At 64.0% G+C, this 24,065-nt stretch carries 20 protein-coding genes and 1 CRISPR repeat array; of the genes, 10 read left to right on the forward strand and 10 right to left on the reverse strand.

All coding sequences use genetic code 11. The features are described 5' to 3' along the window. The first annotated feature begins 56 nt into the window (after positions 1–56). The 5 genes from NZU74_11935 to cobT all read left to right on the forward strand — a co-directional run bounded on the left by NZU74_11935 (position 57) and on the right by cobT (position 5,391). Entirely contained in the window at positions 57–1,232 is a 1,176-nt protein-coding gene (locus tag NZU74_11935; GenBank protein ID MCS6882033.1) for a C45 family peptidase, read from the forward strand. A 253-nt stretch (positions 1,233–1,485) separates the two neighbouring features. Beyond that, complete coding sequence (locus tag NZU74_11940) at positions 1,486–2,175, forward strand: hypothetical protein (protein MCS6882034.1); 690 nt, start codon at positions 1,486–1,488, stop codon at positions 2,173–2,175. A gap of 258 nt (positions 2,176–2,433) precedes the next feature. Beyond that, positions 2,434–3,582: a c-type cytochrome gene (locus NZU74_11945; GenBank protein MCS6882035.1), complete on the forward strand. Its 1,149-nt coding sequence runs from the start codon at positions 2,434–2,436 to the stop codon at positions 3,580–3,582. Between the two features lie 206 nt (positions 3,583–3,788). Then, entirely contained in the window at positions 3,789–4,184 is a 396-nt protein-coding gene (locus NZU74_11950) for a hypothetical protein (protein ID MCS6882036.1), read from the forward strand. 151 nt (positions 4,185–4,335) lie between these two features. Continuing rightward, positions 4,336–5,391, forward strand: a complete 1,056-nt coding sequence (gene cobT / locus NZU74_11955) for a nicotinate-nucleotide--dimethylbenzimidazole phosphoribosyltransferase (protein ID MCS6882037.1) — start codon at positions 4,336–4,338, stop codon at positions 5,389–5,391. A gap of 228 nt (positions 5,392–5,619) precedes the next feature. Here cobT and NZU74_11960 read toward each other — a convergent pair whose 3' ends face one another. Further along, on the reverse strand, positions 5,620–7,455 hold the full coding sequence (locus NZU74_11960; protein MCS6882038.1) for a hypothetical protein: 1,836 nt from the start codon (positions 7,453–7,455) through the stop codon (positions 5,620–5,622). Between the two features lie 385 nt (positions 7,456–7,840). Here NZU74_11960 and NZU74_11965 point away from each other — a divergent pair, with 385 nt between their 5' ends. Continuing rightward, a complete protein-coding gene (locus tag NZU74_11965) occupies positions 7,841–8,326 on the forward strand; it encodes a DUF4332 domain-containing protein (protein MCS6882039.1) in 486 nt (161 codons plus the stop codon). A 176-nt stretch (positions 8,327–8,502) separates the two neighbouring features. Here NZU74_11965 and NZU74_11970 read toward each other — a convergent pair whose 3' ends face one another. The 8 genes from NZU74_11970 to NZU74_12005 form a co-directional block, all read right to left on the reverse strand. After that, entirely contained in the window at positions 8,503–11,019 is a 2,517-nt protein-coding gene (locus tag NZU74_11970) for an EAL domain-containing protein (GenBank protein ID MCS6882040.1), read from the reverse strand. Between the two features lie 48 nt (positions 11,020–11,067). Beyond that, positions 11,068–12,600 carry a circadian clock protein KaiC gene (gene kaiC, locus NZU74_11975; GenBank protein MCS6882041.1) on the reverse strand — a complete coding sequence of 511 codons (1,533 nt, stop codon included), beginning with the start codon at positions 12,598–12,600 and terminating at the stop codon, positions 11,068–11,070. Positions 12,601–12,659: 59 nt separating this feature from the next. Next, entirely contained in the window at positions 12,660–12,941 is a 282-nt protein-coding gene (locus NZU74_11980; protein MCS6882042.1) for a circadian clock KaiB family protein, read from the reverse strand. A 311-nt stretch (positions 12,942–13,252) separates the two neighbouring features. Beyond that, a complete protein-coding gene (locus NZU74_11985; GenBank protein ID MCS6882043.1) occupies positions 13,253–14,446 on the reverse strand; it encodes a PAS domain S-box protein in 1,194 nt (397 codons plus the stop codon). Between the two features lie 171 nt (positions 14,447–14,617). Next, on the reverse strand, positions 14,618–15,769 hold the full coding sequence (locus tag NZU74_11990; GenBank protein ID MCS6882044.1) for a spermidine/putrescine ABC transporter substrate-binding protein: 1,152 nt from the start codon (positions 15,767–15,769) through the stop codon (positions 14,618–14,620). A 59-nt stretch (positions 15,770–15,828) separates the two neighbouring features. Beyond that, a complete protein-coding gene (locus NZU74_11995) occupies positions 15,829–16,695 on the reverse strand; it encodes an ABC transporter permease (GenBank protein MCS6882045.1) in 867 nt (288 codons plus the stop codon). Further along, positions 16,692–17,567 carry an ABC transporter permease gene (locus NZU74_12000; protein MCS6882046.1) on the reverse strand — a complete coding sequence of 292 codons (876 nt, stop codon included), beginning with the start codon at positions 17,565–17,567 and terminating at the stop codon, positions 16,692–16,694. Before NZU74_12000 ends, NZU74_11995 begins: the two co-directional genes overlap by 4 nt. A gap of 11 nt (positions 17,568–17,578) precedes the next feature. Next, positions 17,579–18,682 (reverse strand): ABC transporter ATP-binding protein, encoded by a 1,104-nt coding sequence (locus NZU74_12005; GenBank protein MCS6882047.1) that lies wholly within the window; start codon positions 18,680–18,682, stop codon positions 17,579–17,581. Between the two features lie 316 nt (positions 18,683–18,998). Between NZU74_12005 and deoC the strand changes: the two genes are divergently transcribed. Further along, a complete protein-coding gene (deoC, locus tag NZU74_12010; GenBank protein ID MCS6882048.1) occupies positions 18,999–19,760 on the forward strand; it encodes a deoxyribose-phosphate aldolase in 762 nt (253 codons plus the stop codon). Between the two features lie 163 nt (positions 19,761–19,923). After that, entirely contained in the window at positions 19,924–20,811 is an 888-nt protein-coding gene (gene sucD / locus NZU74_12015; protein MCS6882049.1) for a succinate--CoA ligase subunit alpha, read from the forward strand. 251 nt (positions 20,812–21,062) lie between these two features. Here sucD and NZU74_12020 read toward each other — a convergent pair whose 3' ends face one another. Then, positions 21,063–22,694 (reverse strand): GAF domain-containing sensor histidine kinase, encoded by a 1,632-nt coding sequence (locus NZU74_12020; GenBank protein ID MCS6882050.1) that lies wholly within the window; start codon positions 22,692–22,694, stop codon positions 21,063–21,065. Positions 22,695–22,920: 226 nt separating this feature from the next. After that, positions 22,921–23,073: direct repeats of the CRISPR family, unit length 29 nt; unit sequence CAGCCTGCCCCCGCAGGCAGGGGTGCAGG. 91 nt (positions 23,074–23,164) lie between these two features. Here NZU74_12020 and NZU74_12025 point away from each other — a divergent pair. Both NZU74_12025 and NZU74_12030 read left to right on the forward strand, forming a co-directional pair. Beyond that, the gene (locus NZU74_12025; protein ID MCS6882051.1) at positions 23,165–23,488 is read left to right on the forward strand and encodes a non-heme iron oxygenase ferredoxin subunit; all 324 of its coding nucleotides are present in this window, start codon (positions 23,165–23,167) and stop codon (positions 23,486–23,488) included. 206 nt (positions 23,489–23,694) lie between these two features. Then, positions 23,695–23,982, forward strand: coding sequence for a PspC domain-containing protein (locus NZU74_12030; GenBank protein MCS6882052.1), 288 nt, complete (start codon positions 23,695–23,697; stop codon positions 23,980–23,982). Positions 23,983–24,065: the final 83 nt, after the last annotated feature.

Genomic DNA, 24,065 nt, shown 5'->3' on the forward strand with positions numbered 1-24,065 from the left:
GCCCATCATCGCCAGGTCGCATCAGGACGCCAGATACGGCAATCCAAAATCAGCATATGTTTCCACAGTTGGCCATCAGCGGAGCAGCCTATGAGCGCGGGCGGGCCTACGGCGCCGCCGCCGCGCCTCTGGTTCGCCACAGCGTCGCCAGCTACGCCCGCCTCTTTGCCGCGCGACGCGGCCTGGATTGGGCGGCCATTCAGGTCGAGGCGCTGCGCTTCATACCCCTGCTCGCCGCACTGGCGCCCGATTTGCTTGAGGAGATGCGCGGCATCGCCGATGGCGCCGGCCGCGCTCTGGGCGAAATCATCGCCCTTAACGCGCGTACCGAGTTACTGGCCGGCATCCCCCCCGGCACCTATCACCCTGATGGCGCGGCCGCGCGCGCCCGTAACCGCCTGGCCGGCGTGCCCGAACATCCGCCTGAGCCGGGAGAAACCGCGGCGCCATCGGCCCTGGCTGCAGATGACGGCGAATGCACCACCGTGGCCGCAGCGGGGACCGCCACACTTCAGGGGGGGACTTTGCTGGCGCAAACCTGGGACTGGCAGGGTGATCAGCGCGCCGCATGCCTGTTGTTGCGGGTGCGCGCTCCCGGAGAACCCGACATCCTGACCCTGACCGAGGCCGGCATGCTCGCCAAGTGCGGTCTGAACGGCGCCGGCGTAGCGGTCGCGCTGAACCTGCTCCGTTCGCGCAACGACGGCCGCGACGCGGGCATGCCGGTGCACGTGCTGCTGCGCAAGATGCTGCAGAGTACGGACTTCGCCGCGGCGCGGGCGTGCGCCGGGCTGTCCGCGCCGGGCGCTTCGTCGTGCATCACGCTGGCGAGCGACCGTGGCGACCTGGTGAGCCTGGAGATGACTCCCGATGGCGTGGCGGAAGTTCCCGCCACGGATGGCCTGCTGGCCCACGCCAACCACTGCCTTGACCGGCGCGCGGCAGCGGGCGAGTGCCCGCTGGAGCCAACCTCGACCACCCGCGAGCGTTTCGGGCGAGCGTGGGATCTCCTGCGCCGCGACGCCGGTCGCCTTGACATCGCCGCGTTCCAGGCCATCCTGACCGATCATGAGGGTGCGCCTCGCTGCATCTGCCGGCACCCCGATCCGCGTGCGCCCCGGCTGGATCGAACCGAGAGCATTTGCGGTCTGGTGATGGATCTGCGGGCCCGGGTCATGCACGTGGCGCCGGATGTGCCGTGCACGGCGCCCTTTGAGCCGGTGGCGCTCTAAGGACGTGCGCCGCGCTCCCGTCCTCTTCCCCTCCCTCGCAGTGAAGAAACATCCACGGACAATCGGCGCAGCGAGCCGCTTGGATGGTTGCAAATCTCTTTTGTCATATATACAATCAGGTTACACGACCGGGCTGGCTATCGCTTCACCGATCCCCCACGGGCGGGGGCTGGGAGGAGCGCGGTTTCCCGGTACTCCTTCAGGGCGCAGGTTCCGGGCAAGGTCGCCACTTGAAACAAAGGAGCAGACGGCTATGGAAGGCGTCACCGTTCCTCTCGCGCTGCAAGACTACATGACGGTCATCTTCTCGGCCCTTGGTCTGGCCATCCTTACCCGCATGGTGTACCAGTTCAATCGGGAGTTAGGGCGCATGGCGCTCGCCGGGATGGCGCTGATCGTGCTGGGGGGCTTCCTGAAGGCCAGCGGCAAACTCGTTAGCGCCGCTGGCGGCCCGGATCTGGCGTTGCTGCATCAGGGTCTCTTCCCGTTGATCGCGCCCGGTTTCGCGCTAATGGCCTGGTCCCTCTACCAGATCCGCCGCATGTTCCGGGATCAGCCTCCCCTTCGGCGGCCCTGGCTCGTGCCTGCGATCCTCATTGCAGTGTTCGGCCTCGGCGCGCTCGCTCTGGCGATGGCCGGCGGGCCGTGGAAGGTGCCGCTGATCCTGCTGGCTGCCATCGGCAACGTAGGTATGCTCATTCTGCTAGCCATCGCCGCCTGGGGTCGCAAGATGTGGTTCACCGGGGCGTTGTTCATCGTCGTCCTGGTAGTGGTGCTGGTCATGTCGCAACTGGCGAATATGAAAGATGTCTCGATTGGAATGATCTGGTTCGAACAGATCACCCAGACGATTGCGCAGATGCTCTTCGCCCTGGCCGCCTGGAACTTTAGCCAGAAGGTTGCGGCGCTGTATGCTCGCCCCCTGGCTGCTCAGACGGTCTGATACGGCGAGGGTGGCGCGAACGTTCCTCTACTGCACTGCGCGGCTGAGCCATGCGGAGCCTGCGATGAACCTGGCGCATTCTTGAACAGGAGGGTGGAGGAGGTCCATGACGCTCTTCCACCCTCCTGTTCAACCGATCCTGCCGTCAGGTGATCAAGACCTAACGATCAGCGAAGAGCTATTCACTGCTCTCTCGGATCGGTCTGGCTATACTCATATCAGGCTAGCCAGCGCCAGACGCCTCTGAGAGGAGCGGAGATGGGAGTATTGTTGCGCTTTTGGCGCGCGGGCGGTCGGTTGGCGACGGTCTTCCTGGTTGCCAGCATGCTCCCCGGTTGCAGCGCCGGTCCTTCCACGGCCACCCTGCTCGATCCGCCGCCAGTTGCCTCCCCGTCACCTGTGCCGGCCCCTGACGATGTGGAGGTGGGGCGGCAACTCTTCACCGGTCAATTCGCCGTACCCGGATTCGTCGCGTGCATCGGTTGTCATAGCGTTGATCCTGCCAGTCGCGCAGGTATCGGTCCGAATCTGGCCGCCATCGCGCAAGTCGCCGGCCAGCGGGCGCCCGGAATGACGGCTGCTGAGTACATCGAACGCTCAATCCGGTTTCACGATGAGTTTGTGGTTCCAGGCTACAGGGCGGGGATTGCGCGGGGCGCCCTGGGGGGCCGGGATTTCAACGATGTGCTGAGCGACGAGCAGGTGGCCGCGCTGGTGGCTTACCTGATGAGTCTGCCCGCCAATGCGCCCGGCGCCAACGCCACGACGGGCGTCGCCGCGGCGCCTGCTGCGCCACGCGCGAGCGCCGCGTCCCCGCAGCTCGCAGCGAGCGCAACCGCCACGACGACGCGCGCCACGGCGACTGCCAGCGCGACGTCCACGGCGACGGCGCGCGCCACGGCGACCACAACCGCTTCGGCCACCAGTACGCCGAGCGTCGCATCAACGGCTACACCGGCCACTACCCCAACGGTTACCGCGAGCGCCACCGCGACTACAGCGTCAACCGCCACAGCAACTGCCACCCCTGCGGGAACCGGCACCCCGACTGCAAGCCCGACGGCGATCCCGGTCGCTACGGTTCCGCCCTCGCCAACTCCGCCACCCGCGCCGACGCCAGCGCCGGCCCCTACGCCTACCGTGGTTGCCGTCGCCGCCACCCCGACGCCGGCGCCGCTGCCCTCGGCGCCCGACGACCCCAATCTTGCCCGCTACGCCGGGTGCGTGAGTTGTCATAACCAGCACCCGCAACAGGTGCGCATGCCCCACCCGTTGAATCCCGCCTGCAACGAGTGCCACCGTGGATCGCCGAACCGCATCGGGTGCCCGACGTGCCACAGCATGCATGCGGTTGACAATAAGCACGAGCCTGTACCCGATCTGGCCTGCGCGACGTGCCATCGGTAGAGGCGGAATGGCGGGGCCGGGGGGAGACGGCCCGATGGCGAAAATGTTCACGAACGTGCGCCCTGCCTCCCCGCCACCCCCTGCACGTTGAATGCGCAGGTGGTGGTACAATACCTTTGAATCTGATCCTGCATCGCTTTGCGAGGCCTGGCCTCAGGTGCGTGCCACTCGGAGGGCTGGCCTTCACCTTACTGGAATGGAAGCCGATGGTTCTCATTGCAACCCTCTGCGCTCCGACGCGCGTTGCGCTGACGCGCCTGGTAGCGCGCCGGGGCATGACCGCTCTGGTCTGTTTTGATGGCGCGGCGGCAGTGGCCGCTGCGCGCGGGCAACGGAGCGAGTTGCGGGGGGCGATCCTCGATGCTGACCTGCCCTCGCTGAACGGCCCCGATGTTGCTCGCGCCCTTGCCGACGAAGTTGGCCCCCTGCCAACGTTCATTCTTACCCCCCCTTCTCTGCGATTGCTTTCGAACCCGGCCGGCATCAGCGACGACGAGCTGGCGCGGATTGATGCATGGCTCGCGAGGCTTCCGCTGGCATCTTCCTCGGAGCCGTTTCTGCTTCCTCAGGCTGTGCTGTCTCTCGAAGATATAGCCGTCTGAGATTCGGTCTCGGCAACGTTTCAAGATGAAAACCGGGAATGCGGGTTTCCTCAGCTCTGCCTGTTGGGGACCGCAACAACCCCTCGTTTCATACTGTCCCCGTGTGGTGCTGCCGCACAATCGTCTGACATCTGCGCAGGAGGTTGACCCAATGAGCCGGCTAGAACAGACCATCGCCCAGATTGCTCCCCTCAACGATGAAGCCATGGCCGAAGCGCGTGCGCGCCAGGATGTGCTGACCAAGCCCCAGGGTTCCCTGGGGCGCCTGGAGGCGCTGGCGACGCAGATCGCCGGTATCACCGGCAATCCGCGCCCGCGTCTGCTCCAGCCGGCAGTGGTGGTGATGGCCGGCGATCACGGTGTGGCTGCCCAGGGCGTGAGCCTTTATCCCGCCGAGGTCACGCCGCAGATGGTGCTGAACTTTCTCCGTGGCGGCGCGGCGATCAATGTCCTGGCGCGGCATGTCGGCGTGCGGGTGGTCGTGGTTGACATGGGCGTGGCGGTTGATCTGCCTCCGCATCCCGAACTGCTGGTGCGCAAGATTGCTTACGGGACGCGCGATTTCAGCCGCGAGCCGGCAATGAGCCGCGAGCAGGCCCGGCAGGCCGTGGAGACCGGCATTGCTGTGGTCGAGGAGATGATCGCTGCTGGCGTTGATGTGGTTGCTACCGGCGATATGGGCATCGGCAATACGACGCCTTCGAGTGCCGTCGTTGCCGCTATTGCCGGACGTCCGGTCGCCGAGGTGACCGGACGCGGCACCGGCCTGGATGATGCCGGCCTGGCCCGCAAAGTGGCCGTGATCGAGGCTGCTCTGGCCCTGCACCGGCCCGATCCTTCCGACGGCCTAGATGTGCTGGCAAAGGTGGGGGGCCTGGAAATCGGCGGCCTGGCCGGGGTGATTATCGGCGCGGCAGCCCGGCGCGTTCCGGTGGTGGTTGACGGCTTCATCTCCGGCGCGGCGGCGCTGATTGCCTGCACGCTGGCGCCGGCGGCGCAGCCCTACCTGATCGCCGGCCATCGCTCGGTTGAACGGGGCCATCAGGCCGTGTTTGGTCGGCTTGACCTCGAACCGCTGCTCGATCTGGGATTGCGCCTGGGTGAAGGTACCGGGGCAGTGCTAGCCATTTCGCTCTGCCAGGCTGCCTGCAAGATCCTCGATGAAATGGCCACCTTTGGCGAGGCCGGCGTGTCGGGGCCGGCGTAAAGACCCCTTCTGCCGTGATGCATTACCCATAATTGGAACAGGCTTTTGCCCCGAACATTCCGCTCGTCAGGACCGGCAAAAGCGACCGGCCGGTCCCGACGAGCGGTGCCCGACGCCTGCTGGCTGCGCCGGCCACAGGCAGACAAAAAGAGGATACGAGGAGACGAATCCTCCTTGCATCCCTCCAGACAGCGCCTTAGAGATGCAACGTCTCCCGAACCCGCGGCCTCAGCGCACGATGAAGCGGATGGCGTAACTTACGTCATTGTTCACGTTGTCGTTCTGCGAACTGCGAATGGCCATCACGTAGAGACCGCGCTGCGCTCCCTCCGGTACCGTGTACGACCAGGTAATAACCCCCTTCGCATCGGCCCGCAATTCGCGGTCGAAGCGTTCGATCGAACCATCAGGCCGGTTCAGCCAGTAGCCGGCAAATTCGCCGTCCTTAAAGCCCGAGGCGCTGAAGGTGAAGGTCGTCCCGATACCGCCCTCCTCAGGCGTGACTCGCGCCGCCGGGGCCGGGGTGGCGCCATCGGTGATGCTGAACGTGATGCGCTCGATCTTCCGCGTGTCCTGGCCCCGCGCGACCATGGTCCACTGGCCGCCGATGCTGGTGGCCGGGGCCGTCCAGGTCCAGGTGACCGTGCCTTCGGAAGTGGCGCGGATGTCGGGGGGACCGGCGACGATGACGCCATCGGGGCGTTCGAGCCAGGTGTCAATCCGCTCGATGGCATTGAAGCCCCGAGCCTGGAAGGTGAAGGTCGTGCCGGGTGGCCCGCTGAGAGGGTTGACACGTGCCGCAGCCGGCGGATCGGCGGCGATGACGAAGGCGATCTGGATCTCGCGGCGACTGGCGAGGCCACGGAAGCTCATCGTCCACATACCGGATGGCGCGCGGGCCGGGGCCTGCCAGGCGAGGGTCACGCGGCCATCGCCATCGGCGCGCACCGGGGTGCGTCTGGTGTCATCCACCGTCCCGTCGGGCCGGGTTGGCCAGTAACCGACCTCTTCGATGCTGTTGAAACCGGTCACCACGAAGGTAAAGGTAGCCCCGGGCGTTCCAGCGGCAGGGGTCACCTGGCCGCTCAGGGGTGGAGGACCCGCGGGGGCCGGGTTTGCGCCGGTGATCGTAAAGGGAATGGCCACTTCCACCCGGCTATCGCGCCCGCGACTGACGGCCTGCCAGACGCCGGCCTGAGCGCTGGCGGGGCTGGCCCAGCGCCAGGTCGCGATGCCGTTGCGATCGGCGATCAGGTAGGGTGTGGCATCAACGGCGCGCCCGTCGGGCGTGGTCAGCCACGAGCCGACCTGTTCGCCGGGGGTAAAGCCGCCAATGGTGATCGTGAAGACTGTGCCTGGCGCTCCGCTTGGCGGCGTCACACTCCGCTCAGGGGCAGGGGCCGCTGGCGCGATGATGGTGAAGCGCGCAATGATCTCGCGGCTGGTCTGCAGATCGCGCACCACCATCTGCCAGACGCCGCCGCGGGCATCGTCCGGCGCCGTCCAGCGCCAGCGCAGTTCACCGCGGGCGTCGGGGACGAGATTCGGGTCCTTGCCGGGCGTCAGGTCACGGCTAGCGCCGCCGGGGTCAACCAGCCAGGCGGCGACACGCCGGCCGGGGGTGAGACCGCTGGCCTGAAACTCGAAGGCGGTTCCCGGCGCGCCACTGGATGGGGCCACGCTGATGGGATCGGGGAGCGGATTTGACCCGGCAACCGTAAAGGGAATAGCAAGCAATACATTGCTGGTGACGCCGCGAGCGGTCATGGTCCATTCCCCGTTGGGGTCGCCAGGGGCAACGTCCCAGCTCCAGATAATCGCGCCGCGGGCGTCGGCGATGACCGAAGGATAACGCGGTCGAGCGACGCCGCCCGGAGGGGTGGCCCACAGGTCAACCCGTTCGCCGGGCGTGAAGCCCGTAGCGGTAAAATGGATACGCACGCCCGGCCCGGCCACGGCGGGCGAGGCGCTGCCGCTGGCCGCGTGCGTCGCCGGGGCAAGGCCTGAAAGCGCCAGGGCGCCGAGGAACAGCATGAGTATCGAAGTTCGAAGGTACGGGTTCATGACGGTTTCGGACCTTCCTACGCGGTGTAACTCGTAGTCATTGTACTACGCCTGGATGTCGGAGAGACCTGACAGGAGGAGGAGATCAGGTTACATCTGAGTCATACATGGCAGGTACGGGAGAACGAGGCCCGGTCGAGACAACGCCTTATCGTTGCGATGGGGCGCCGCGACCGCGCCCCGGCCGGTTGCCGCATGTATGAACTGGTTCTGCTCGTGCTACAATACGCGCGCTCACTACATGCCAGGATGATGATTGGCGCAGTCGGAGCGGGTGTGGGAGGGATTCGCCCTTCCTGCAAGAACCTATCATCACAACCAGGTGGTCACACCGGTGGTTCACAGGCAGTCGCTATGCTCCAGGCTTATTCACGGAGGTATGGATATGACGACGGAACCGCTGCGCGAGGGAGAGGCTATCACGAGTGGTGGCGCGGTTAGCTTTGCCACAAAGCTGCGCTCTGTGCCCGGTCTCGATCCGGAGGTGGTTGAGAAACTGAACGCGATCGGGATCGCTGATAATGCCACGCTCCTCGCGCGGGGCGCGCAACCCGAAGGTCGCGATGAGATCTGTGCTGCAACTGGCATCAATGCCGTGCAATTGCTCAGCACCCTGTACCTGATGGATCTAGAGCGTGTGGACGGCGTATCGTGGACCAGCGCGCGGCTGCTGGTCGGGGCGGGGGTCACGACGGTTCCTGATCTGGCCTTCCGCAGCGCTGACGATCTGCTGCCCCAGATCCAGCGGGCAAATGAGGAACTGGGCCTGGTCAAGCGTCTTCCCTCGCGCAAGGCCGTGCAAGGCTGGATTGACCACGCGCGAACGTTGCCCCAGGCCATCTTCTTTGGCGGCAACAGTGAAGTCTTCTGAGGCGGAAAGAGAGCGTCAAGCACGTGTTCAGATTCACCGCGGAGCACGCGGAGGAACCGGAAGGATGCGCTTTTTGAAGCCCTTTGCGCCCTCTGCGATGCGAACGTGTTCGGTAGATGTGAACACTATTGAGCATCACGGGGAGGTGCTGGGAGGGCTGTGCCCTCCCAGATTGTTCAAGCCGAAAGTGATCTGGTGCTGAGGAGCGACTCGAACCTGGCCGCGGGCAGGGGCGGACTGAACAGAAAGCCCTGAAACAGATCACAACCGGCGTCGAGCAGGAAGCTATGCTGCAGTCTGGTTTCAATCCCCTCGGCGACCAGTTGCAGGTTCAGCGAACGCCCCAGGGTCACAATGGCGTGGACTATGCCCCGGTTGCCATTCTGCGAGGAGGCATCGAGCTGAGCTACGAAGGTCCGGTCAACTTTCAGCGTGGTAAGGGGCAGGCGTTGCAGATAGGCCAGCGACGAGTAGCCGGTGCCGAAATCATCGAGGGCCAGGGCGACGCCCAGCGCGCGCAGTTCTTGTAGCTGGTGCAAGAGCGACTCGAGATCGCCCACGAGCATACTCTCGGTCAGTTCCAGTTCAACCAGCCTCGGATCAAGGTTGCTGCCGGCAATCGTGGCGGCGACCATGGACGGAAAGGATGGTTGCGCGAACTGGATCGCCGAAATGTTGACCGCTATGGGAACGAGCAGGAGACCCTTCTGTCGCCACTCCCTAAGTTGTCGGCAGACCTCTTGCAGGCACCATTCGCCGATCGGGACAATAAGCCCCAGTTCTTCGGCCAGAGGAATGAAGCGTGCCGGAGGGATCGTGCCCAGCCTGGGATGTTGCCAGCGGATCAGCGCCTCTGCTCCCCTCAGCCGTCCGGCGCGATCCACCTTGGGCTGGTAGAACAGGACGAACTCATCGCGCTCCAGCGCCCGGCGCAACTGGTTTTCCAGTTGCAGGCGCTCCAGGGCCATGCGATTGGTGCTGGGATCGAAGAACTGAAAGCTGTTACGCAGGGTGCTTTTGGCCCGATACATGGCGACATCGGCGTTGCGTTGCAGCGTTTCGGCATCCTCGCCATCATCGGGAAAGATGCTGGCGCCGATGCTGGCGCTGAGGAACAGTTCCTGGCCTTTAACCAGAAACGGCATGCGCAGCATCTCGTGCAGGCGTTTAGCGACCTGCGAGACCTGGCTGCTATCGGCGATCTCCGGCAGGACAAGCATAAACTCATCCCCACCCCGGCGCGCCAGAGTGTCGCTGGCGCGCACGCAGCCCTCGAAGCGACGCGCGAGTTGTACCAGGAGCATATCGCCGACGCTGTGCCCCAGAGTGTCGTTGATCTGTTTGAAACGGTCCAGGTCAATGAACAGCACCGCTACTTTATGCCGGGAGCGCCGAGCGGCCTCAAGCGCCTGGCGAAGGCGATCCTCGAAGAGGGCGCGGTTGGGCAGCCCGGTCAGCGGGTCATAGTAGGCCTGTACGGCAAGTTGTTGCAGACGTTCATGCTGCTCAACCGCAATAGCAGCCAACTGGTTCACCAGGTCGAGAAAATGCAGATCATCCCCGTCGGGACGGGCCATTGTTCGCCGGCAGAGGGTCAATACGCCCGAGAGGGCGGCGGGGTTGAGTTGCAGGCCCCTGCGCCAGCAATAAAGTACTGCTGGCGCGGACGCGCTCTGGGGGGCGGTGATAGCGGTGATCTCCACATCGCTGCATGAAATGTTGGCAGGCGTATGCATCGGGGTGCGAGCCAGAGCGTCCAGGGTCGCGACAAGCTCCGTGTCCAGATCGGCGTCGTGGATGCGGAAGAGATCGGCGTGCTCCAGGGCGAGGGCGACGTATGCCGCGTCACAGTAGCGTTCGCGGGTCAGGGAGACCAGTTCGGTTGCCACCGTTCCGAGCGAGTGCTGGCGGGCGACCAGTTCGAGCACCCGCTGGCGCGCTACGTCGAGGATCTCTGCGCGTTTGCGTTCCGTGACGCACTCCAGAGTGACCACTGCCCGGCCCCAGCTAGTGTTGCCACAATGGCTGACGTGTATTGTGAACCACTCGGGCTTGCCCTCGTGTTCTACCGCGTATTCGGCGGCAAAGCGCCCATACCGGCCCTGCAGCACGTCCCTGAGGCCCGTGGTAATGCTGTGGGCCTCAGGAATAGTTGCAGCGGCCCAGATGGCCGGGTAGTTCGCCCCGACGCCAGCACGCGGTTCGGAAGGGCTGTCACTCGTCAGCGCCGCACGCCAGTTCTGATTGACGGCGACAATGACGCCATGCTGGTCGAGGATGGCGATCCGGGCCGAGAGACTGTCAAGCGCTGTGCGCAGCAGGCGCTGAGACTCGAGCAGCAGTTGTTCGGCGCGCTTGCGGGCAGTAATATCGTGGAGCCTGGCCAGGAACGCGGGACGTCCCTGCCAGGCGATTGGCTCCACGCGCAGTTCGGCGAAGACCACCGCGCCGTCTGGTCGTAGCACTTCGATATCAGAGACTCGATTAACGCGGAGGGGCCGGCCGAAGGGCTGGTTTATCAAAGACTCGGGAGGGCGTCCGAAGAGGTGGGCGGCCGCTGAGTTGGCGAACCGCACGATGCCGTGATAATCAACGATCAGGGCGGCATCGGCGTTCTGCGTAATCAGACGCAACAGATCGCCGAACAAGGTGCTCCTGACATTCCGGGCAAGGGGCAAGGGTTCGTCGTACATACCAGAATCCACCATGCGCTCGGAGCGTCTGAGGCGTCCAGGGACGGGTTATTCGGCTGGAGGCGCAGTCTCATCATCGCGGAACATGGCCCCAAGCCGCTCCAGTTCACTCGGTGAGATGTGGGTGAACTGCCCGGACAGGATGCCCGAGATATTGCGAAACGGACGTCCGATGTGCATTCCTTTGCTGTCAATCGAGAACTCGCGGATCTCTTTGTCGTGGATGGAGCCGCGCATTTTCAGCACCGTCAGCCCGCGCCGCATCTCGCCGAAGAGTTCAACGTACCGCAGGAGGATGATCGAGTCGGTAATCGTCGAGATATGGGCCTCGGTAATGGATGAACCGCCAAGCAGCGTGGAGGTGGTGGCGGTATAGAGCCCGACGATCTCCTGGTGCTTGATAAACGACGTCAGGCCGATCACGAACTCGCGGAAGCCGCGCAGGGTCGAGACGCGTTCGAGGGCCGAGAGGCTGTCCACCGCGATACGTTGCGGTTTGAAGCGCTCAATTTCGGCCTGCATGGCGATCAATTGATCCTCCAGGCTGGTCACCTCAGGGTAATTCGCTACCACCCGGAGCAGGCCGTCCTTCTCCATCTGCTCGAAATCGATCCCCCAGCCCTCGGCGTTGCGGAACAACTGGTCGCGGCTCTCCTCGAAGGCGAAGAGCAGGGCGCGTTCGCCACGTTGCGCGCCAGCGGCCATGAAGGTGGTCGCCATAAGTGTTTTCCCCGTGCCCGTCGCGCCACTGACGAGGATGATCGAATCGCGAAAGAAACCGCCGCCGCACATCCGGTCCAGTTCAGCGTTCCCTGAGGTGATCCGCAGATTGGACGAGCGCTGTTTCAGCTCCATGGCCGAGAGCGGGATCATGACGATCCCACGGCCGGGGATCACCGTGAAGGGAAAGCTGCCTTTCTGGTGCGCGGTGCCGCGGAACTTCAGGATCTCGACGGTACGGCGGCGCTTCTCTTCCTCCATCACGTTGCGGAGGATGACGACGTCATCGGTGACAAACTCCTCGACGCCGAAGCGGGCGATTTCGCCATTCTCGTGGGCGCGCTCGGCGGTAATCACGCCCGTCACTCCCAGCCGTTTGAGGGTGGAAACGATGCGGAACAGTTCGTCACGCACCAGGCGCGTATCCCCGAGGCGGGCGAAGATCGCGCCGAGCGAGTCCATGGAGATGCGCGTGGCCTTTACCCGGCGCACGGCATGTTCGATCCGCGCCAGCAGCGCGCCGAGATCATAGGAGCCCATCACCAGCAGTTCCTGGTCGGGTTGCGGTGAGGCGTCCACGAAGGCCCAGAGACCCTCGGCCTCCCATTTGGGAATATCCCAGCCGAAGCCGCGCATATTGCGCCGCAGATCGTCGGGAGACTCCTCGAAGGTAACGAAGACCACGCCTTCACCCCTCAGCGCGCCCGCGGCGAGGAACTGCGCGGCAAAGACGGTCTTGGCGCTCCCGGCGGTGCCGGAGAGCAATGTGGTTCGGCCACGCGGCAAACCCCCGTTGGCGATATGGTCGAAACCGGGGATGCCGGTTGGCAGCCGTTCAATGGCATCGTACTCTGCGTTCAACGCGGTTCTCCTTGGATCACCCCCTGAGTCGCGTCCACGGGGCAAGCGCTGCGGCCCCTCTAGGTCGGTGGCAGGTTGAGGGCATTCAGCACTTCGGACGGGTCAGCGGCAAGATCGCCAATCACCCGGCGCTGGGGGAGTGGCTGCTCCTTGATCAGGGTCGGGGTGGCGAGGATCTTGTGGATTTCTGCTTGCACCGGGTCCGCCAGAACATCAATGATCGTAAAATCGCACTCGTAAGCGGCAAGTTCGTGCTCGCAGAGACGGCGCAAGACGGCAATCGCCCGCTCTGACCGTGGCGTGCGGCCGGCAATATACAACTGAAGCACAATCCTGGTCACTGAGACGCTCGCCCTGCCCCGCTTGCGGGGCCTAAGAGCCAATCCGACGAACCACTGATGATGCGGGCCGTTCCAGCACGCGCCTGCCACAGGAGAGATCTCCTCTCTCCCGAACTGTGGTGCAGCCGAATAATTGAAAGCAAGCCCCTCACGTCCACTCTAAGGAGAGCTGCGAGTGCTCCAAATCCTTTTTTTACCCCGGTATTATACCGTGCAACCGCAGGAATGGCTAGTGTGACAACAAGACCTCCCGGCCGTCCAATCGCCGGCCTGATGCGGCAGAGTTTCCCGGCCTGCGCCAGTATTATATGTCAACGGTGCGGTTCGAGCGTAGCGAGGCCCAGGGCGCGGGAGCGGTAGTAGGCCGCAAGATGGCCCATCAGTTCCAGCACGAGCAGGCGTCCCTCTTCGAGATAGGCCTGCTGGCGGGTGACGGGCGCATCGGCGCTGACGGCGCGGATTGCCGCCAGATGAATTTCTACAACGTCACGCGGGCTGGCGGCTTCAGCGCCGAGGCGCTCGCCAAGCTCTCGCAGCGGGGCGGAAGGGAGTTGTTCGTCGAACGGGCGACGCCTGAGAGCTTCATCAACAAGCCCTGTATAGAGCGTGACCGCCTCGCGAAAAGCCTCCGGGTTGCGCCGCCGGAGGGGCTGGCCGGCTTCGGCGACAATCTGGCCGCTTTGCGGGCGCGAGATCCGCTCTACGTCGCGCAGTTCACGCTCCACGGCCTGAAGCCGCTGGCGCAGCTCCTCCGCCTCGGCGGCGGCGCGCGCCGCCCGTCGTTGTTCGGTAATGTCGCTATGGGCCACCACCAGGCCGCGCTGCGCGCCCTGCAACGGCAACACGCGCATTAAGAACCAGCGCTCCTCGCTGGCGCTATGGCACGGGTACTCCAATTCGTAGAGGGGCAATTCCCCGCGCAAGACAGCCTGCATCCCCGCAAGCACCTGTTCCGCCTCGGCGGCGTTGTGGCCTCGGGCATTCTCGCACACACGGAAGTAGTTGGTTCCCACCCCCGTTGCGCGAAGGTTCGGGTCCCCATTCGTGCGCGCGAATTCGCGCCAGGCCTCGTTGACGGCGATGATCGTCCCGTGTTCATCGAGCACGGCGATATGGACGGTCAGGGAGTTGAGGATGGCCCAGTTAAACGCCTCGGCGTGGCGCAGGGCCTCCTGGGCGCGACGGTGCTCGGTGATGTCGCGCAGGGAAATCAGGTGAGCCGGCACCCCGTCCCACTCCGTAGCGACCACGCGCATCTCAGCCACGTGGTGGTCGCCCTGGGGGTGCAGAACGTCAATTTCGGCCCGATCGCCCGACAGCAGCGGAAAGCCAAACACCTCGCCGAGCAGCGCATCGGCGGGACGGGCCAGGAGTTGTTCGGCGGCAGGATTGAGGAAGCGCACGCGCCCTTCGGCATCAACCACGATGATGCCATCAGCGTTCTCGGCGATGATCTGGCGCAACCGTCGGTCGTCGGCCACAGGCTGCTGCTCAAGGGGTTGCATGACGGCTCACTCCTGTGGATGGCGCCATTCGCCGGCGCGACAGCTTCTGTAGTTCATGATCGCCACGTACTGCGCCTGTGTCAAGTCATGACGGCTTTCTCCGAGGTCAGGGCGGGGCATGCCGCGTCCACCGGTTCTGCGTTCGTTCCAGGGGCGCAGCCGCCCCCGCGTCTACCGGCCTTTGACCGCCGTCCATAAATCGGTGAACACAGCCGTTTGTTCGTTGCGGACAGCCCACTCCAGGCGCTGGCGCACCTGATCGTCAGGGGCGAAACCCTCGGCGTACAGCGCCTGCATTTCCTCCGACAGCAGCGGCAGAGCATCCTGGTTTGGCGTCAGGAACCCGCTCCATTCGGCATTCTGAGCGGCTACTTCGGGGTCCAGCAGAAAGTTGATGAATACGTGAGCAGTATAGCTACTGGGCGAGTCGCCCACAATCACCAGGTTGTCCATCCAGATCATGCCGCCTTCTTTTGGTATCACGAAGCGGATATCGGCGTTGCCCGTAAACTCGTCCTCCAGACCGGTGCGCGCTTGCAGGGCCGAGCCGCTCCAGGCGTGGGCCAGGATGTACTCCTCCGAGGCCAGTTTGCGGTTGACGTCTGAACTGTTGTACGCCGCCAGGTAGGGTTTCTGGGCGATCAGCAACTCCTCAACCTGCCGCAGAATGGCCGGGTCGGTCTCGTTGAGCGAGTGCCCCAGATAGCGTAGCGCCGCGCCGGGTGTTTCGCGCTCGTCGTCGAGCATACTGAACCTTCCCCGATAGGCCGCGATCATGTTGGGATCGAAGAGGGCCGCCCAGCTATCAATGCCGGCGGGGAAGGATTTGGCATTGTACGCGATGCCGGTAATGCCGTAAAAATACGGTACCGAGATGGCATTCCCAGGGTCGAAGGGCTGGTTGAGCAGATCGGGGTCGAGGTGTACTAGATTGGGCAGCAGGCTCTTGTCGAGGGGAGCGGCCAGATTCTCGGCGGCCATGATCGTCACCGCGTAATCCGAGGGCGCGACCAGGTCGTATCCCGAATTACCCGCGCGCAGTTTGGCGATCATGTCCTCGTTTGAGTCGTAGGTGTCAACGATCACCCGGACCCCGTATTCAGCCTCAAACTGCGCCAGCAGATCGGGGTCAATATAGTCGTTCCAGTTATAGAAGTAAAGTTGCCGGGAGAGTTTGTTGCGATCGACGCCTGCCGGCGGCGTTCCGTTGCCCGGCGTGGCTCCGCCATATTCGTTGCCGGGGCTGGCCGTGCCGCCGCCGCACGCCGCGAGGATCGTGAGGGTCAGGGCGAGCACGAAGCCCATCAGACCGTGTTTCGTCATCGAGTTGTTCCTCCTGAGACTACGCGGTGCATCCGTCAGGGATGGGCCCGACGGGAAGGTCACTGTCGCCGTTGCACCGACTGCGACAGAACCACCAGGGTTATCGAGAGCACCAGCATAAGGGTGGAAATGGCATTAATCTCCGGCGTCACGGCGCGACGGACCTTATTGTATACCTCGACCGGCAACAGCGAGGTGCCCGGCCCGGAGAGAAACAGGCTGATGATAAAGTCATCGAGCGAGAGCGTAAAGGCCAGCAAGGCCCCACCGATGACGCCGGGGAGGATAAGCGGAAAGGTCACCCGCCAGAAGACATTCCAGCCATTGGCCCCTAGATCGGCGGCGGCCTCTTCCAGGCGCCGGTCGAAGTTCTTGAGGCTAGTGCGCACCACTACAACCACGAACGAGACGCTGAAGGCGATATGGCCAATGATCACCGTGGTCAGACTACGGCGCACTATTTCATCGGTGAGCAGACGGATCAGGTCGAAGACCAGTGCTGAGAAGGCCAGCAGCGCTACGGCCATCACAATCTCGGGAATGACGATCGGAAGGTGGATCAGCGTATCTACCGTGGTGCGCCCGCGGAATCGGTGCCGTTCCAGGGCCATGGCCAGCAACGTGCCCAGTACGGTCGCGACGAAGGTGGAGACCAGCGCCACGTACAGCGTATTCAGCGTCGCCCCCATCAGGCGCTGGTTGGCAAACAGACGAAGATACCAGTCGAGGGTGAAGCCGGTCCAGCGCACGCCGAACTGGTCGCGGGTGAATGAAAAGAGCGCCAGAATAGCGATCGGCAGGTAGAGGAAGAGATAAATGAGCACCGCGTAGACCGTAAGGGCCAGGCCGCTCCAGGTCAGGCGACCCTGTTCGAGAGCCGGGCGGGCCGCCCGTGGCTGTGCGGCGGTCGAGGTGGCTTCAATCATCGGTCCTCCTCCGAAGTGGCGCGGAAGTAGATCAGGATGAGAACAATCAGCACCAGCATCATCGCCATGGCCATGGCGGAGCCAAGGGGCCAGTTGGGCGGGTTCGAGCGCAGGAAGAGCCGCTGGATGAGGTTGCCCAGGTAATCCACTTTGGCCCCGCCGAGAAGTTCACTCACGACGAACTGGCCGATGGTGGGGATGAAGACCAGCACCGAGCCAGCGGCGACCCCCGGCATGGTTATCGGCAGCATCACGCGCCAGAATGCCCGGCGCTTACTGGCTCCCAGATCGGCGGCGGCCTCCATCAGGGTAAAATCGAAGCGATCAAGGGCGGCGTAGATCGGCAGCACCATGAAGGGCAATTCGCCGTAGACCAGGCCCAGCAGCGTCGCCCACTCGGTGTTGAGCAGCTTCAGCGGGGGCAGGCCGAGGGCGCTCAGGAAGCTGTTGATCAGGCCATTGTTCGCCAGAAGGATCTGCCAGGCGTAGATTCGCACCAGAAAGTTCGTCCAGAACGGAATAAGCACCAGGAAGAGCAGCACCGTGCGCCAGCGGGGCGGCTGGCGCACAATAAAGAGCGCCAGAGGGTAGCCGAGCAGGAGACAGATCACCGTCGTCAGGATGCTGATCCAGATCGAACGCAGGTACGCATTGACGTAGATCGAGCGCGTGAACAGATCAATGTAATTGCCAGGCGTAAATTGCCAGACGATGTTTCCCCGTGGTCCGTTGGTCATAAAGCTATAGACCAGAATAATCACCAGGGGAAAGGCAAAGAAGAGCATGAGCCAGAGCAGGCCGGGGGTCAGTAAAACGGCCAGCGTCCGCCGCTCGCGCCGCCGCCGCTCATGCTCCAGCGCATTGAGAGCCATGGGCAGCCTCCTCACTCGGTCAGCACGAGGGCGTTATCGGGCGGACAGACCAGCACCGCCGGTTCACCGGGCTGCCAGTAGGCGTCCCGGTCAAGGGTGCTGAGCGTGTTCTGTTCCCAGACGTCAAATGTGCGCTGCTCGTTGAGGCGCACGGTAATGCGCGTGTCGCTGCCGATGTAGCTGACCAGTTCGACGCGCACGGGCAGGGCGAAGGGATGGTCGGCGCGGGCATCGCCCGGGGCCAGGAGCAGGGCCTTTTCGGGGCGGATGGAAAGCACCGCTTCCTCACCCACCCGCACTGGTCGCGGCGTGAGTCCGCGCAGGCGCAGGCCATCATGCGTCTCGATCGTAGCCGCGTTGGCGCCGTTTTCAGTCACTTTCCCGGCAATAAAGTTGGTCTCACCGATGAAATCGGCTACAAAGCGGCAGGTAGGGCGCTCGTAGATCTCGGTGGGCGAGCCGATCTGCAAGACCTTGCCCTGGCTCATCACCGCGATGCGATCAGACATCGTCAGGGCTTCTTCCTGATCATGGGTGACGAAGATGAAGGTGATGCCGACGCGCCGTTGCAGACTTTTCAGTTCGATCTGCAACTCTTTGCGCAGTTTCTGGTCCAGCGCGCCGAGCGGTTCGTCGAGGAGCAGCACTTCGGGCTGATTGATCAGCGCGCGGGCCAGGGCGACCCGCTGCTGCTGACCGCCCGACAATTGCCGGGGGCGCCGGTCGGCGAAGGCGCTCAGCCGCACCTGTTCCAGCGCTTCGCGCACCCGTGCAGCAATCTCGTCTCTGGGGCGGCGCTTCATCTCCAGGCCAAAGGCCACGTTCTGGGCGACTGTCAGGTGGGGGAAGAGGGCGTATGACTGAAACACCGTATTCACCGGCCGCCGATGGGGCGGGATGTTCGCCATCTCACGGCCGTGGATGACGATCGAGCCGCTGGTCGGGTATTCAAAGCCGGCAATCATGCGCAGGGTGGTGGTTTTGCCGCAACCGCTCGGCCCAAGCAGGGAGAAAAACTCGCCGTCGCGGATCTCAAGCGAAACATGGTCCACGGCGGCGATGTCGCCGAAACGTTTGACAACGTTGCGCAGTTCGACCGCGTTGGTGGTGCTCAACCTTGACTTTCCTCCATAGCAGAAAAGTCGCATCGAGGATGCGACAGGCGTGCGACGGTGCATAGGCGCGTTGCGGGGAACATTGTTGAGTATACCATGTTTTTTGGCCGGATACGGCCCGCTGCGGCTGCAGCGCGCCCCCAACAAAATAAGTTGTTCCGGTGGGGGCGATCCTCAGGGTTGCTCCCGCCATATGCCCGTGAGACCGGGGCAAACCCGGTTTCCTGTTTTCACGACACCGGCCAGGTATGCTACAATACTGCCCATTCCAGAGAGTACACCGAGCTGGCCCATCTCACGTCCAGGGGAGGCGCAGATGGACGAACTGATCGAACAGGTCACCCGAGCCATCAACGCCCTGCCCGGGCTGCCTGCCGGCACGCCCCTGCCGCGTGTCGCGCCCGCCCCTTCGGATACGCCGATCGCCGGCTTGATTGACCATACCCTGCTACGGCCCGAGGCGACACCCTCTGAGATCGAGGCTCTGTGCGACGAGGCCATGCGCTATCGCTTCGCCAGCGTGTGCGTGAACCCGGCCTATGTGCCCCTCTGCGCCCGGCTGCTGCGCTCAACGCCGGTGGCAGTGGGCGCCGTCATCGGGTTTCCGCTGGGCGCAACGACCACCAAGACCAAGGTGTTCGAGGCGACCCAGGCAATTGGCAATGGCGCGCGCGAGCTTGATATGGTCATGAACCTTGGCTGGCTCAAGGCCGGCGAATACGGGGCGGTCGCCGCCGACCTCCGGGCCGTCGTGGAAATCGCCCACGCTCAACACGTGCTGGTCAAGGTCATCATCGAAACCGCACTGCTCACCGACCGCGAGAAGGTGGCCGCCTGCGTCCTGGCTGCGCGGGTTGGCGCTGACTTCGTGAAGACCAACACCGGGTTCCTGGGCGGGGGGGCCAGCGTCGCCGATGTGACCCTGATGCGGCGGGTCGTCGGACCTGAAATGGGCGTGAAAGCCTCGGGCGGCATTCGCACCCTTGCTGACGCCCAGGCGCTGATTGCCGCAGGCGCCGATCGGATCGGCACCAGTTCCGGCGTGGCTATTGTGCAAGCTGCCGAAGGCGCGGTCTGAGCGCTCGCGTAGTCGCCAGGGCGATAGGGAAACCTGGTTGCCCCTGCCCCCGGCCTGTCAGCGGGAGAGGCGCGGGGGGCGCGGCTCTCTCGGGAACATCCTGTCTCTCCATTCCGAATGTGTTCGGTGGTTCAAGTGAGGATTGCAAGCAGAGGAGGTAGCCTTGAGCATCCTGATCGACGCCAATACCCGGCTGCTGGTGCAGGGTATCACCGGCAAAGAAGGCGAGTTCCACACCCGGGCGATGATGGCCTACGGCACCAACGTGGTGGCCGGGGTGGTTCCAGGGCGCGGCGGCCAGCAGGCGATTGACGGCCAGGTGCCGATCTTCAACACCGTGAAGCAGGCTGTACAGGCTACCGGGGCCAACTGTTCGGTGATCTATGTCCCTGCCGCCTTCGCCCCCGATGCCATTCGCGAAGCCGCCGCTGCGGGCATTCCGCTGATCGTCTGCATTACCGAGGGCATCCCCGCCCTGGATATGGTAAGCACCTACGCCTTCGTGCAGGAGTGCGGCGCCCGCCTCGTCGGCCCGAACTGCCCCGGACTGCTTACTCCCGGCGCGGCCAAGGTCGGCATTATTCCCGGCAACATTGCCACTCCTGGACCAGTTGGAGTAGTCAGCAAATCTGGCACCCTTACCTACGAAGCGGTGGACGCCCTGACCCGCATCGGCCTGGGCCAGAGCACGATTGTCGGCATTGGCGGCGATCCAATTATTGGTACCAGTTTTATTGACGTGCTGGAGTTGTTCCAGGCTGATCCGCAAACCGAGGCCATCGTGCTGATCGGCGAGATCGGCGGCGATGCGGAGATCCAGGCCGCCCGCTACATTGCGGACCATGTCACCAAGCCGGTGGTCGGCTTCATTGCCGGCCAGACGGCGCCCGAAGGCAAGCGCATGGGGCACGCCGGGGCGATTATCACCGGTGGCGAGGGCACGGCCCAGGAGAAGATCAAGGCCCTGGAGGCCGTGGGGGTTAAGGTGGCCCGCCTGCCTACCGACATCGCGCAGCTCGTTAAAGATGTGATGAGCGCCGGCGTGGCATAAGATCAGGCGGGGCGACCGGGCTTCCCCTGCCTCCTGACCGGGGCGGGGGAAGCCGTAGGAAGCCGCGCGCAACTCTCTGAGTTGCGCAGGTCGAAGCAACACGGTTGCCCCCTGCCTCCATATCACCCCGATAGTGTTCACATTCACCGAATATGTTCGTGCCGCAGAGAGCGCGGAAGAGCGCAAAGGGCTTCAAAATGCTTGCCATCTACGTTTCTCTGCGCGCTCCGCAGTGAATCTGAACACGAATATCACCCCAATGGAACGCGCAGTTCGACGGTTGTCCCATGGCCCTGCTCGGACTTGATGCGCAGGTCGCCGCCGATCAACCGCGCGCGCTCCTTCATGTTCAACAGCCCCAGGCTGCCGCGATTGGCATAAATCGCTTCAAGCGCGGCCAGGTTGAAGCCCCGCCCCCGGTCGCGCACGCTGGCGACGAACACGCCTTCTTCTTCGTACAGATAGATGGTGATCGTGTCGCTGCGAGAATGCTTGCGCGCGTTGTTGACCGCCTCTTGAATGATGATGAAGATCGCGGTTTCTTTCTCAGGGGCGAGTCGCGGCATATGTGGCGGGGCCTCCAGCCGCAACTGGATGCCGCCGCCTGAGGGATCGCGCCAGCGCTCGACGTACTGCTGCAGGGTGGGCAGCAGTCCCTGGGTCTCCAGTCCGAGCGGGCGCAGTTCAAACAACAGCGTGCGGATGTCGTGGGTCGTCTTGTTGACCAGTTCCGCCAGGGTGTCCAGTTCGTCGGGCACCCGTTCGGGCATCGCGTGGAACAGTTTCTTGATGAACTCAATGTTCATGGCAATCGCGGCGATGCTCTGGGCGGGGCCGTCGTGCAGATCACGGGCAATCGCATGGCGCACCTCGGCCTCTTTGTGCAACAGGCGATCATGTTCCTGCTTCAGGCTCTGGTACAGACGCGCATTTTCGATGGCGATGGCCGCCTGCGCAGCCAGGGTGGTCAGTAACTGCAGGTCCTGTTCGGTGAAGCCCCGCCCATCAATCTTGTTGAGCAACTGCATCGCCCCGATGGTTCGCTCCTTGAGGCGCATCGGCACGCAGGCGATGGAACGGGTGACGAAGTCGGCTTCGCGCCCGATAACGGCGTACCAGCGACTGTCCTGCTCCACATCGTTGACGATCTGGCCCAGGCCGTGCGTCACGACCCAGCCGGCGATGCCGCGATCAGCAGGCATGCGATAGGTGCGCTGCTCGTGGGGCAGTTCCAGCACCAGTTCGTTGGCGGCTTCATCGAGCAGGAAGATCGAGCAGCGTTCCGCGCCGACGACCGGCGGCACACGCAGCTTGATGTCGTTGAGCAGGCTGGGCAGATCCAGATTGACCGCCAGGGACTGGCCGATCTCGTATAGCAGGTGCAACTCGCGCAGATCCCGCTCGGCCCGGCGCAACATGGCGATTTTGTCGGCTTCACCGCCAATGGCCCGCACCAGCAGTACCAGCAGGTCTTCGTCGAGCGGAGGGGCGCTTTCCCGGCCCTCGGCGTCCTGGCCCTCCACCACCAGGTGCAGCAGACCGACGCCCTGGCTGCCGCTCTGAAGGGGCAATTCGATGAGATCGCGCCCATCGTCGAGCGAATAACTGCCGACGATCGGCTCGCCACCCTCCGCGCGGCGGGTGAAGCCCTGCCGCGCCTGTTCGATCAACGTGCGCGCCTCCTCGTCAAGCGGGCCCTGAGTATAGCGCACCGTTTCGCCGTAGGGGCTGACATACAGAAGCGCGCCGGCGCGAGCCGGCCAGAAGGAAATCAGGCGTTCGAGCGAGGCGGCGAGCAGGTCGGTGACATCATGATGCCCGCCCGCGATCAGCAACTGGCTCAGGGTCTCAAGCTGACGCTGGTTGATGGCGATGGGTGACATACGGTACCTCGCGGATGGCGATGTAATGGTTTCGTAACTTTACCCTATTGGTGTAACCGCTGTCAACCGGGGCGGGCGCAGCCAGGGCCTGTGCAATGTCCTTCTCCCGTGGCCCAGAAGGTTGGGCTATAAGAAAAAAAGCCCGTATAGCCCGCGCAGGCGGGCTTCGCATCGGTAGCCCGCGGCTTCAGCCACCGGGCGAATACGTTCATATTTGTAACCTTCATCAGCCTGCCCCCGCAGGCAGGGGTGCAGGCAGGCCAGCCGCCTGGCTCATACCAGCCGGAGCAGCCTGCCCCCGCAGGCAGGGGTGCAGGCGCGCCGGGTGCGGATCCGGTTCGCCGACGTTCAGCCTGCCCCCGCAGGCAGGGGTGCAGGGCAACCCGGTTTCCCCATTTTTTTGTAGAGTGTCGGGCCAGCCATCCGTATAATGGTACCAGGAACATCCACCTGAACCTGGACAGGCGCCAATGGCCGCTGAACTGGTGCGTGTTGCCGCCCTGGCAGATGTGCCGCCGGGACGGCTGCTGTATGTGGAGATAGATGGCCTGCCAATCGCCCTGGCTAATGTGGACGGGACGATCTACGCGTTTGGGGATAGTTGCCGCCATGAAGGCGGCCCCCTTTCGAGTGGCGTGCTGATCGGCGAGACGATCACCTGCCCCTGGCATGGCTGGGCCTACAACGTGCGCACCGGCAAGAGCATCGTGCCTCCCGTGGGATTGCGCATTCCCACCTATCCCGTCATGCTCCGCGATGGTGAGATCTTTGTCGCCATTGACTGGGCAGGGTAAGTGGCGCCTCCGCCAGATGGGGCAGGGGCGTGGGGGGAAACCAGGTTTCCCCCACCCTCCCGCAACCGCCTTTGAATTGTCTGGAAATGGTCTCGAAGGCCTGTGCCGGACCATTCCCGCAACATTCCGCGCCTCTCCCGCGTCCTACGGGCAGATGGACCGACTGCCGGCCGACTGGCCGGCGAGGAACAAAGAGGAGCGAAACGATGAACGGCAAGCGCATTACCCGCAGCCGTGGCGACCGGTTGATCGCCGGGGTTGCCGGCGGTCTGGCTGCGTATTTTGGGATCGATCCGTTGTTTGTGCGGATCGGCTTCGTGATCCTGTCGCTGTTCAACGGCGCGGGCGTGATCCTCTACCTGGCCCTGTGGCTGATCGTGCCGAACGAGGACAGTCTCAGCGAAGGCCGCGCGACGGTGCAGGAGGCTGTGACCGAAATGCGCGCCATGGTTGAGGAGCTGATCGCCCGCCTGCGCGGCGTGGTGCAGCGTTGATCGAGCGCCGGTTCGGAGGGGCCTGTGGCCCCTCCAAATCTTTCGCGCTGGCGCGAATCTCGCCTTGACCAATCGGTTCGCTT

The sequence above is a fragment of the Chloroflexaceae bacterium genome (assembly GCA_025057155.1).
GTDB lineage: Bacteria > Chloroflexota > Chloroflexia > Chloroflexales > Chloroflexaceae > JACAEO01.